Origin of the sequence: Kitasatospora sp. NPDC057738, from assembly GCF_042798815.1 — a bacterium.
GTDB classification, from domain to species: domain Bacteria; phylum Actinomycetota; class Actinomycetes; order Streptomycetales; family Streptomycetaceae; genus Kitasatospora; species Kitasatospora lactacystinica.
The window spans coordinates 75,321-86,597 of record NZ_JBHVJT010000035.1; the positions used below are offsets into that span (position 1 = coordinate 75,321).

The following is an 11,277-nucleotide window of genomic DNA, read 5'->3' on the forward strand; positions in this document are numbered from 1 at the left end:
GGGTGGAGGATGGTGCTCTTTGTGCCACGGACGCCAGGAAGGGTGTTGGACCCCCCGTGGGTTCCTGGGGGTCAGGGGAGGGGGGGCCCCTGGGGACGGCCTCCCCCCCCCCGGGCCCCCACCGGGTGTCACGCGAGCGGGACCTCCAACTGCCGGGCCAGGTCCGCGACCAGGGCGTCCAGCCAGCCCCGGACGGTGCCCGGGTCGAACAGGTCGGCGTCGTACTCGACCTGCCCCAGGTAGCCGTCGGCGTCCGGGGTGAGCGAGAACGCGCAGTCGGCGCGGGCGGAGTGGCCGGGGATGTCCTCGATCTCGACGGTCAGGCCGGGGAGGTCGAGGGTGATGGGCGGGGTGCTCTGGACGGCGAGCACGATCTGCGGGTACCCGACGGGCATGGGGACGCCGCGCTCCCGCAGCGGTTCGACCAGCAGGCCGAACGGCATCAGGGAGTGGTCGAGGGCGGAGGCGATCGCCTCGGCGGCGCGGTCCACCAGGCCCGCGAAGCCGCTCTCGCCCCGGGTCGGCACCAGGATCGGCATGCTGCTGGTGAGCAGGCCGACCACCTGCTCGTCGACCGGCCGCCGGCGGTTGGCGTTGGAGAGCAGGATCAGCACCTCCGACGAGCCGCTGAGCGAGCCGAGCAGCCGGGCGAACCCGGCGACCACGACGGCCGAGGCGGTGGTGGAGCGCGCGGCTGCGTAGCGCCCGATCTCCTCGGCCACCGCCGCCGGGATCCGGAACTCGGCCGTCTCACCGTGCCCGGAGCGCCGTTCGGGACGGGGCCGGTCGGTGGGCACGTCCACCGAGAGCGAGGCGCCGCCGAGGGTCTTGGCCCAGTGGTCGGCGGCCGCCGCCATGGACGCCCGGTTGACGACCGTCCGCTCCCAGCAGGCGTGGTCGGTCATCCGGCCGGCCTCTCCCGGCAGCGGCCCGCCCGTGCGGTAGAGCGCACTCAGGTCGGCCAGCACGGTGGCCAGCGACCAGCCGTCGAGCGCGATGTGGTGGATGGTCAGCAGCAGCACCCACTCCTGCGCCGCCGGGCGCAGCAGTCGGGCGCGCAGCAGCGGGGGCGCCGTGAGGTCGAACGGGCGGCCGACCTCGGCCTCCAGGGCCGCGGCGAGGGCCGCGTCCCGTTCGGCGGGGGCGAGCCCGCGCAGGTCCTCGACCGGGACGTCCAGCGGGGTGTTCGGCAGCACCTGCTGGAGCCCGCCGAGCTCGGTGTCCACGAACCGGGTCCGCAGGCTCTCGTGCCGCTCGGTGACCGCCGTCAGTGCGGCGGCCAGCCGCCCGGGCTCCAGCGGGCCGCGCAGGGTGATCCGCTGGAGGATGTTCCACACCGCGGGGTCGGCCGCGTCGCCGTGGGCCTTGTGCAGCCGCCACTGGGTCACCCCGGCCGGCGCGGCGGACAGCGCCTTCCCGGCGCCGGTCAGGATGGTCAGCAGCCGGTCGCGGTGGGCCCGGACGAGGCCGGTGACCTCCTCGTCCATCGCTCCGGCGGGGGCCAGGTAGCCGAGCCGCTCGCCGGTGGTGCGCAGCACGATCTCGCGTTCGTCGAGCAGGCGCAGCAGCCGCGCCCAGCCGTCCTCCGCCGTGCTCGCCGCGTCCTCTCCTCGAACGTCCTCCGCCGTGCTCACAGGGTCCCCTCCTCGAAGGCCGGGGCCGGGTGCTGCTCGGCGGCCGGCTCGTGGGCGGCCATCGCGCGGACGGTCGGGCGGCGGAAGAAGTCCAACACGCCGATCCGCAGCCCGGTCTCCTCGCGGACCCGGTTCAGCAGCCGGGTGGCGGCCAGCGAGTGCCCGCCCAGGTCGAAGAAGGAGGTCTCCACCCCGACGGGGCGGCCGAGCTCCTCCTCCCAGAGCCGTTGCACGGTCCGCTCCAGCTCGGTGGCCGGCGCGGCCTGGGGCTCGTCCGCGCCGAGCGGGCGCGGCTCCGGCAGGGCGGCGGTGTCGAGCTTGCCGTGGGCGTTGAACGGCAGGGCGTCGACGGTGGCCCAGAGTCCGGGCACCATGTAGTCGGGCAGCAGGTCGGCCAGCCGGTCGGCGACCCGGGGCAGGTCGGCGGCCGAGCATCCGACGTACCCGGCGAGCACGGTGCCCGCCGCGGTGCGGCGCGCCGTCACGGCGGCGGCGTGCACGCCGGGAACGCCGCGCAGCACGGTCTCGATCTCGCCCGGCTCGACCCGGTAGCCGCGCACCTTGACCTGGCGGTCGGCCCGGCCGAGGTACTCCAGCCGGCCGTCCGGGCGCCAGCGGCCGAGGTCGCCGGTGCGGTAGCTCGGGCCGTCGGGGGTGTCGGTGAAGACGGCGGCGCTCTCCTCGTCGCGGCCGATGTAGCCGATGCCGACCTGGATGCCGAGGGCGTGGATCTCGCCGACCGCTCCGGCCGGCACCCGGCGTCCGGCGGGGTCGCGCAGCACGATCCGGCTGCCCGGGGTCGGGCGGCCGATCGGCGCGTACTCCGGGCCGTCCGGGTCGATCTCGCCGGCCGTCAGTGCGTGGGTCTCGGTCGGGCCGTAGTGGTTGATCAGCCGGCAGCCGGGGTTGCGGCCGAGGAAGGCCCGCAGCCCGGGGGTGACCAGCACCTGCTCGCCGCCCGAGATCAGCTCCCGCAGGTGCGGCACGGGCTCCTCGCCGAGCGCGTCGGCCAGGGCGGCCAGCGGCGTGTACGGCAGGTGGAGCCGCTCGGCCCGGGTGGAGCGGACCACGGCGGCCAGCGCCGTCACGTCGTAGCGGGTCTCCTCCTCGATCAGCAGCAGGGTGCCGCCGCCGGCCAGCGTGGTGAGGATCTCCTGGACGCTGACGTCGAAGCCGCAGGAGGCGTACTGGAGGGTACGGGCCGCGGGGTGGTCGGCGACGTTCCAGGCCACGAAGTGGGCCAGGGCGAGGGAGTGCATCAGCACGCCCTTGGGGCGGCCGGTGGAGCCGGAGGTGTAGAGCAGGTACGCGGGGGCCTGCGCCGAGGGGGCGGGCAGCGGGGGCAGTTCGGCGGCGGCGTCGGCCGGGGCGGTGGCGGTGAGCACCGTCGGGACGGTCAGGCCGAGCTCCGCCGGGGCGTCGTCCGTGGTGGTGAGCAGGACGACCGGCGCGCTGTCCTCGACGATCAGCCGGCAGCGCTCGGGGCCCTGCAGCACGTCGACGGGTACGTGGACGGCGCCGAGGCGCAGGATGGCCAGCAGAGCGGCCACCAGGTCGACCGAGCGGGGCAGCAGGACGCCCACCCGGCTGCCCTCGCGGACGCCGGCCGCCAGCAGCCGGCCGGCCAGGTCGTCCGCCCGGGCCAGCAGCGTCCGGTAGTCCGTCCCGGTGCCGTCGGCGGCGACCACCGCGGTCTGCTCGGGCCGTCCGGCCGCGGTCGCGGCGATGGTGGCCAGCGGGTGTTCGGGTTCCCGGACGACCGGGGGGCCGCACTCCAGGGCGGTGTCGGCCTCGGTGGCGGACACGGCGGTGAGTTCGACGAGGGGGCGCTCCGGGTCGGCGACCGCGGCGGTGAGCAGCCGCTCGAAGGCGCCGAGCAGCCGGTCGACGGTGGCCCGGTCGAAGAGGGTCTCGGCGTACTCGACGTGGCAGCGGATGCCGTCGGGCAGGCTGGTCAGGAAGAGCGTCAGGTCGAAGGCGGCGCGGTCCGCGACGTGGTCCAGCGGACGGGCCGTCACTCCGGGCAGGTCCAGTTCGAAGACCATGTGGTTCTCGAACTCGACCATGACCTGGAACAGCGGGTTGCGGCTGGTGTCGCGCTGCGGGTTCAGCTCCTGCACCAGCACCTCGAAGGGCAGCTGCTGGTGCTCGTAGGCGTCGAGCGCGGTGGAGCGGACCCGGCCGAGCGCCTCGGCGAAGGCCGGCTCGCCGGCGAGGTCCAGGCGCAGCGCCAGGGTGTTGACGAAGAACCCGACCAGGTCCTCGGTGCCGTCGGCCCGGTTGGCCACCGGGGTGCCCAGCACGATCTCGTCCTGGCCGGCGTACCGCTGCAGGACGCCGGCGAAGCCGGTCAGCAGCACCATGAACAGGGTGGAGCGCTTGGACCGGGCCAACTCCCGCAAGCCGTCAGCGAGTTCGGCGGGCAGGTGGTGGACGAAGGAGCGGCCGCGGCCGTCCGGCACCGCCGGGCGCGGCCGGTCGGTGGGCAGGGACAGCACCGGCAGGTCACCGCCGCCGAACACCTTGCGCCAGTGGGCGAGGCTCTCCTCGTACTCGCCGGCGGCCACCCGGGCCCGCTCGCGGACGGCCTCGGTGGCCGGGCCGGTGGTGAGCACCGGGAGCCGGGCGGCCCGGTCCTCCCGGGCGGCCAGGTAGAGCTCGCCCAGCTCGCGGGTGATCACCACGGTGGACAGGGTGTCGATCACGATGTGGTGCATCGAGAGGACCAGGACGTGCCGGTCGGCGTCCTGCTCCAGCAGCAGGGCCCGGAACAGCGGGCCCTCGGCGAGGTCGAAGCGGTGGGCGCCCTCGGCGGCGACCAGGTCGGCCACCGGGTCCGGGCTGCCGCCGTCGGCCGTGAGCCGCTGCAGCACCGGGCCGGCGGGCGGCGCCAGCACCTGCTGGAACGGTTCGCCGTCCTGCTCCCGGAAGACGGTGCGCAGCGCGACGTGGCGTTCGACCAGTCGGCGCAGCGCGGTGTCCAGGGCCTGCGGGTCGAGCGGGCCGTCCAGGGCGATCGCCTTGACCTCGTTGTACTGCCCGCCGTCGGGCAGCATCCGGTGCAGGAACCACATCCGCTGCTGGGCGTAGGACAGCGGCGCGCCGCGCAGGGTGTCCCGGCGCAGGACGTCGAGCTGGGGCAGGCCGGCCGCCACCAGGTCGGGGGAGAGCCCGAAGTCCACGAAGGCGGCGATCTCGTCGGCGCCGGCCGCCCGCAGCTCGGACAGCACCCCCTGGACGCTCTCCGGGGTGCCGATCAGCGCGCGGGAGGCGCAGTAGCGCTCGTACGCTCGCTCCAGCACGAACTCCAGGTCGTCATCGCGGGCGCTCTCGTAGTCCAGGGTCAGGCCCAGGCTGTTGGCCATCTGCCCGAACAGCGAGAGCGAGGAGCGCAGGTAGTTGCAGAACGGCCGGTAGGCCTGCTCGCGGGCGGTGGCCAGGTCGGTGCCCAGGTAGGTGTGCACCAGCACGACCACCCGGCCGGCCTCCGGGTCGAGCCCGTGCTCGGCCCGGGTGCGCCGGTAGACCTCGATGTTCTCGGCCAGCTGGGAGATGTCCTGGGTCATCAGGTTGGTGATGACGCCGAGGTCGTGCCGGGCGGCCTCGCGGAAGCTGTCCGGGTTGCCGACGATCGCGGTGAACATGGGCGGCAGGTCCTGCAGCGGGCGCGGGTGCAGGGTCACCTCGATCGGCTCGCCGTTGCCGTTGCGGCCCTGGTACGGCTCGCCGCGCCACAGCGCCCGGACGGTGTCGATCTGCCGGTGCATCAGCTCCTTGTGGCTGCCGTAGTTCTCGGGGAAGAACAGGAAGTCGTTGGGGTGCCAGCCGCTGGCGCAGCCCAGGCCGACCCGGCCGCCGGACAGGTTGTCGACCACCGACCACTCCTCGGCCACCCGCACCGGGTGGTGCAGCGGCAGCACGGCGCAGCCCGCGTTCAGCCGGATCCGGCTGGTCTCCCGGGCGAGGGCGGCGGCCAGCACCGAGGGGTTGGGGAAGATGCCGCCGAAGGAGTGGAAGTGGCGCTCCGGCAGCCAGACCGAGTGGAAGTCGTGCCGGTCGGCGAAGCGGGCGCTCTCCAGGACGATGCGGTACTTCTCGTCCTCCGGGGAGTCCAGGGGGTAGTCGCCGAAGAAGTAGAGGCTGAAGTCCACCGGCCGCTGCGGGTCGCTGACCGGCCGGTACGGGATCGGCTCCGCCTGGCCGCGCACGGTCTCGGCGGGGACGGCGAGTTCGGCGGCCGGCCGGGGGGCCGGCAGGCGGACGCCGGGCGAGGCCGGGAAGAAGCCGCCGCGCCGCAGGTCGCGCAGCGACTCGCGGACCGAGTCGATCACGAACTCCAGGTCGCCGTCGGTGTGGGCGGTGGAGAGGAAGAAGTTGCGCCACTCCCACACGTAGACCCCGCGGGTCAGCAGGTGCGGGAAGAGCAGTTCCATGTCGGCCCGGGGCTCGAAGCGGAAGAGCGAGCCGAAGTGGGCCAGGCGCAGCGGGAACTCCTCCTCCTCGAAGAAGCCGTTCAGGGTGGCCGCCAGCTCGTCGGTGCGGGCGTTCAGCCGCTCCTGGAGGCCGGGGCCGGCCGCCTTGAGGTGGCGCAGCACCGCGCCCGCGGCGGTCATCGCCAGCGGGTGCTGGATGTAGGTGCCGCCGAAGAAGGTGGTGTCCTTGGGCGGGTAGCTGTCGTCCCCGTAGTCCCAGTGGCCGCCGTCGATCCCGTCCATGATGTCGGCCCGCCCGGCGATCGCGCCGATCGGGTAGCCGCCGCCCAGCACCTTGCCGTAGGTGGACATGTCGGGGGTGACGCCCCAGAAGCCCTCGGCGCCGCGCAGGTGGGGCCGGAAGCCGGTGAGCATCTGGTCGAAGACCAGCACGATGCCGAGCCGGGTGGTCAGTTCGCGCAGCGAGCGGACGAAGTCGGCGGGCTGGCGGCCGGGGTGGCGGCTCTGCACCGGCTCGACCAGGACGGCGGCGATCCGGTCGCCGTGCTCCTCGATGACCTTGAGGCTCTCCGGGTCGCCGTACCGCAGCACCAGCAGGTCGGCGACCGCGCTGCCGGGGATGCCGATGGAGATGGGGACGGTCTCCCGGTCGGCGCCGCGGCCCAGTGTCCGGCCCAGGGTCTGGTCGGAGTGGCCGTGGTAGGAGCCCTCGAACATGACGATCTTGTCCCGGCCGGTGTGCGCGCGGGCCAGCCGGATCGCCCCGGCGTTCGCCTCGGTGCCGGAGTTGGCGAATGCGACCCGCTCGGTGCCGGTGAGCTCGGCCAGCAGCTCGGCGGCCTCGCCGGTCTCCGGACCGCGCGGGCCCAGCCGCAGGCCCGAGGACAGGTGCTCGCGGACGGCCTCGGAGACGAACTCCGGGTCGTGGCCGAAGAGCAGGACGCCGAAGCCCATGGTGATGTCGACGTACGCGTTGCCGTCGACGTCCTCCAGCCGGGAGCCCTGTGCCCGCCGGGCGGCGAGCGGGTAGAGCATCTCCTTGGTGCCGGAGCGGAAGCCGACCACGGCACGGCTGTCCGCCAGGGTGCGGCGGTGGCGGCGGGTGATCGCCTTGGAGGCGGTGGTGCGGGCGGTGAAGCGGGCGACCAGCTCGTCCACGTGGGCGCGCTGCTGGTCGGTCAGGCCGCCGGAGGCCATGCCGGACTCGCGGGAGACGGTCACCCGGGGGCCGTGGACCTGCGGGGCGGGTGCCTCGGCGGCGGGCGCGGCGGGCGCTGCGGCGGGTGCCTCGGCGGCGGGTGCGGGGGCGACGGCGGGCGTCGGGACCGGGGCGGTGACGGGTACGGCCGCCGCCGGGGGCAGGGCCGCGGGCACGGGCGCCGGGGGGAGCGCGGGCGCGCCGCCGGCCAGCAGGCCGAGCTGGTCGCGCATCAGGTCGGAGAACTGGCCGAGGAGCGCGAGCTGGCGCTCGATCAGGCCGGTGCCGTCGGTCACCGGCCGCAGCGCGGTGGGCACCGCCTGCGGGGCGGTGGGCGCGGCGGGCGCGGGCTGGGGAACCGGCACCGCGGCCGGGGCCTGGACGGGCGGTGCCTGGACGGCCGGGGCCGGGTGGACGGCGGGTGCGCCCTGGGCCACCGGGGCGGCCTGGACGGCAACGGGAGTGGCAGCGGGAACGGCGGCCGGAGCGGGCGCCGCAGCCGTGGCGGCCGCCGGAACGGGCGCGGGCTCGGGCTCCGCCACGGGCTCCGGCTCGGCGGCCGGCAGCAGCGTGGCCAGCACCGCCGGCTCCAGCCGGGAGGCGATCAGCCCGGCCAGCCGGGCCGGGGTGTCGGCCGCCTCGAAGAGTTCGCGCATCGACACCCGGACCCGGAACGCGCGCTCCAGGTCGCGGATCATGTTGATCATCGAGAGCGAGTCGGCGCCCAGGTCGAAGAACGGCTCGTCCGTCCCGACCGAGGCCTCGTCGTAGCCGAGCTGGCGGGCCGTCTGCTCGACGACCTGGCGCAGGACGGCCTGCTCGGCGAGCTCCTCGGGGCTCGGCGTCGGTGCGGCGGCCGGCGTCGCGGCCGGCGCGCTCTGCTGGGGTGGGTCCTGGTGCATGGCGGGGTCCTCGATGGTGGGCCGGGCAGGGGCGGTGAACCAGTGGCGGCGGCGTTGGAAGACGGTGGTGGGCAGCGGGACGCGGCGGGCAGGCCCGTCCGGCCAGTCCCGGGCGGCGGCGAAGCGGGCCCAGTCGAGCGGGACGCCGTGCGACCACAGCGCGGCCGCGGCGGCGTCGAACTGCTGCTCCGGCGAGGCGCCGCGCCGGCCGCCGGCGACGAAGTGGCGGTGCGGCAGCTCCCGGCGGCCCATGCCGGTCAGCGTCGGGTGCGGGCCGAGTTCCAGGAACAGCTCGTGGTCCAGTCCGTCCAGCGCGGCGAGCACCTGGTCGAACCGGGCGGTCTCCCGGGTCTGCCGCAGGAAGTACTCGGGCGTCGGGACGGTCCCGGGGGCCAGCACCTCGCCGCCGAGGTTGCTGACCAGCGGGACGGCCAGCGGCCGCAGGCGCAGCCGGGCCAGCTGGTCGCGGAACGGGTCGAGCATCGGGTCGAGCAGGCGGGAGTGGAACGCCCGGTCGGTGGCCAGGCGTTCGGTCGTCACCCCGTCGGCGGCCAGTACGGCCTCGGCGGCGGCGATCTCGCGCGGCGGGCCGGCCAGCACGCACTGGCCCTTGCCGTTGACCACGGCCAGGTCCACCCCGGGCAGCCAGTCGCCGAGCCCGGCCAGCCGGTCCGGGCCGGCCGAGACCACCGTCATGGCGCCCGGTTCGGTCAGCCGGTGCATCAGCCGGCCGCGCAGCGCCGTCAGGAACATCCCGTCGGCCAGGTCGAGCGCGCCGGCCGCGTGGAAGGCCGCGTACTCCCCGGCGCTGTGCCCGGCGACTGCGGCGGGACGCACGCCGAGCTCCTGCCAGAGCCGCAGGTAGGCGACTTGGAGGGCGAACAGCGCGGGCTGCGCCGCCTCGGTGGTCCAGGTGTCCTCGGTGCCCTGCGCGGCGGGGTCGAGCAGCAGCGGCAGCAGCGGCTCGTCCCAGGCCGCGCGGTGCAGCCGGTCGCACTCCTCCAGGACGGCGCGGAAGACCGGGAAGGCGGCGTGCAGTTCGGCGGCCATGCCCCGGTACTGGGAGCCCTGGCCGGTGAAGAGCAGCACCGGCCGGACCTCGCCGCGCCCGGTCTCGCGGTGGGCCGCGCCGGCGGTGGGCCGGCCGGCCAGGAAGGCGTCCAGGCCCTTGCGCAGGGCGGCCGGGTCGGGGCCGGTGACGGCCAGCCGGTGGCGCAGGGCGCGCCGGCCGGCGCCGAGGGTGAGCGGCAGGTCGCCGGGTGCCAGGGCGGGTTCGGCGTCCAGCCGGTCGCGGAGCAGTCCGGCCAGCTCGGTGAGGCCCTGGGCGGTGCGGGCCGAGAGCGGCAGCACGGTCGGGGCCGGCCGCGGCGCGGGCACCGCGGCGGCGGGCGGGGCCTGCTCCAGCACCAGGTGGGCGTTGGTGCCGCCGACGCCCAGGGCGCTGACCCCGGCCCGGCGCGGGGTGGGGCCGTCCGGCCAGTCCCGGCGCTCGGCGGCGAGCCGGAACGGGCTGCCGGCCAGCTCCAGCGCGGGGTTGGGGCTGGTGAAGTTCACCAGTGGCGGGACGGTGCCGTGCCGCAGCACCAGCAGCGCCTTGATCAGGCCCGCCATTCCGGCGCAGGTGTCCAGGTGGCCGATGTTGGGCTTGACCGAGCCGAGCGAGCAGAACCCGGCGGCCTCGGTCCGGGCCCGGAACGCCTGGGCCAGCGCCCGGAACTCGATCGGGTCGCCGAGCGGGGTGCCGGTGCCGTGGGCCTCGATGTAGCCGATGCTCTCGGCCGGTACGCCCGCGAGGTCCAGGGCCCGGCCGACCACGGCCGCCTGCCCGTCCACGCTGGGCGCGGTGTAGCCGACCTTCCGTCCGCCGTCGTTGTTGACGGCCGAGCCGAGGATCACCCCGTGCACGGTGTCGCCGTCGGCGAGCGCCCGGTCGAGGCGCTTGAGCAGGACGGCGGCGACGCCGTTGCCGCCGACCGTGCCGCCCGCGTCGGCGTCGAAGGCCCGGCAGGCGCCGTCGGGGGAGAGGATCGACCCCTCCTCGTAGCGGTAGCCGGCGGCCTGCGGGATGTGCAGGGCGGCGGCCCCGGCGAGGGCCAGTTCGCAGTCGCCCGCCAGCAGGGACTGCACGGCCAGGTGCACCGCGACCAGCGAGGTGGAGCAGGCCGTCTGCACGCCGATCGCCGGACCGGTGAGGCCCAGCCGGTAGGCGACCCGGGTGGCGGCGAAGTCCGCCTGGTTGCCGATCGCGGTCTGCAGGGCGGCCACCGGTTCGGCCGGGTCGGCGGTGGCGGCCAGGGTGTGCTGGTAGTAGTTGCGCAGCGCGTACAGGGTCATCCCGGTGCCGGCGAAGACCCCGACGCGGCGCTCCGGGTCCGGCGCGTCGTAGCCGCCGTCCTCCAGGGCCTGGCGGCAGATCTCCAGCAGCAGGCGCTGCTGCGGGTCCATCAGCGCGGCCTCGGTGCCGCTGATGCCGAACGCCTCGGCGTCGAAGTGGTCGACGTCGGTGAGCGCCCCGGTGACCGGGACGAAGTCGGGGTGGCGGTACTCCTCCGGGCGCAGTCCGGCGGCCGCCAGCTCCTCCTCGGTGAACCGGATGGTGCTGCGGACGCCCTCGACGATGTTCCGCCAGTACTGCTCGGGGGTGTCGGCGCCCGGCAGGCGCAGCGCCAGGCCGACGATCGCCACCCGGCGGTCGTCGCCCGGCCCGGCGTCGGTGCCGGCGGCGGGGGAGCGGAGCGCAGCGGCGGGTGCGGCCGGTTCGGCGGCCAGGTGCTCGATCAGGGCGTCCACGGTGGGGTGGCGGAACAGCTCGGTGGGCGCCGGGGGCGTGGGCAGCACGGCGCTGAGCGCGCCGTGCACCCGCATCAACTGGAGGGAGCCGATGCCGAGTTCGGCGAGCGGGCGACCGGGGTCCAGCGGGGTGTCCAGGACGGACTCGAAGGCGTCCAGGACGAGTCGGCGCAGCCCGGACGGTGCGGTCCGGCCGGTGCCCGGGACGGGCTGTGCGGCGGGCCGGCCGTCCGCTGCCGCGGTGCCCGGGGCCGAGGTGCCCGGGGCCGCGGTGGACGGCGCCGGGGCGGCCGCGGTCACCGGGCGGGGCGCGGTGGCGC

The 11,277-nt window shown here is 75.9% G+C and carries 2 protein-coding genes; both read right to left on the minus strand.

The window, feature by feature from the left end:
* Window positions 1-128: 128 nt before the first annotated feature.
* Window positions 129-1,634 (minus strand): condensation domain-containing protein, encoded by a 1,506-nt coding sequence (locus tag ACFVGO_RS20435; RefSeq protein ID WP_380633214.1) that lies wholly within the window; start codon window positions 1,632-1,634, stop codon window positions 129-131.
* Window positions 1,631-11,257 carry a MupA/Atu3671 family FMN-dependent luciferase-like monooxygenase gene (locus ACFVGO_RS20440; RefSeq protein ID WP_380633216.1) on the minus strand — a complete coding sequence of 3,209 codons (9,627 nt, stop codon included), beginning with the start codon at window positions 11,255-11,257 and terminating at the stop codon, window positions 1,631-1,633. The genes ACFVGO_RS20435 and ACFVGO_RS20440 overlap by 4 nt, the downstream gene beginning before the upstream one ends.
* Between the last annotated feature and the right edge of the window lie 20 nt (window positions 11,258-11,277).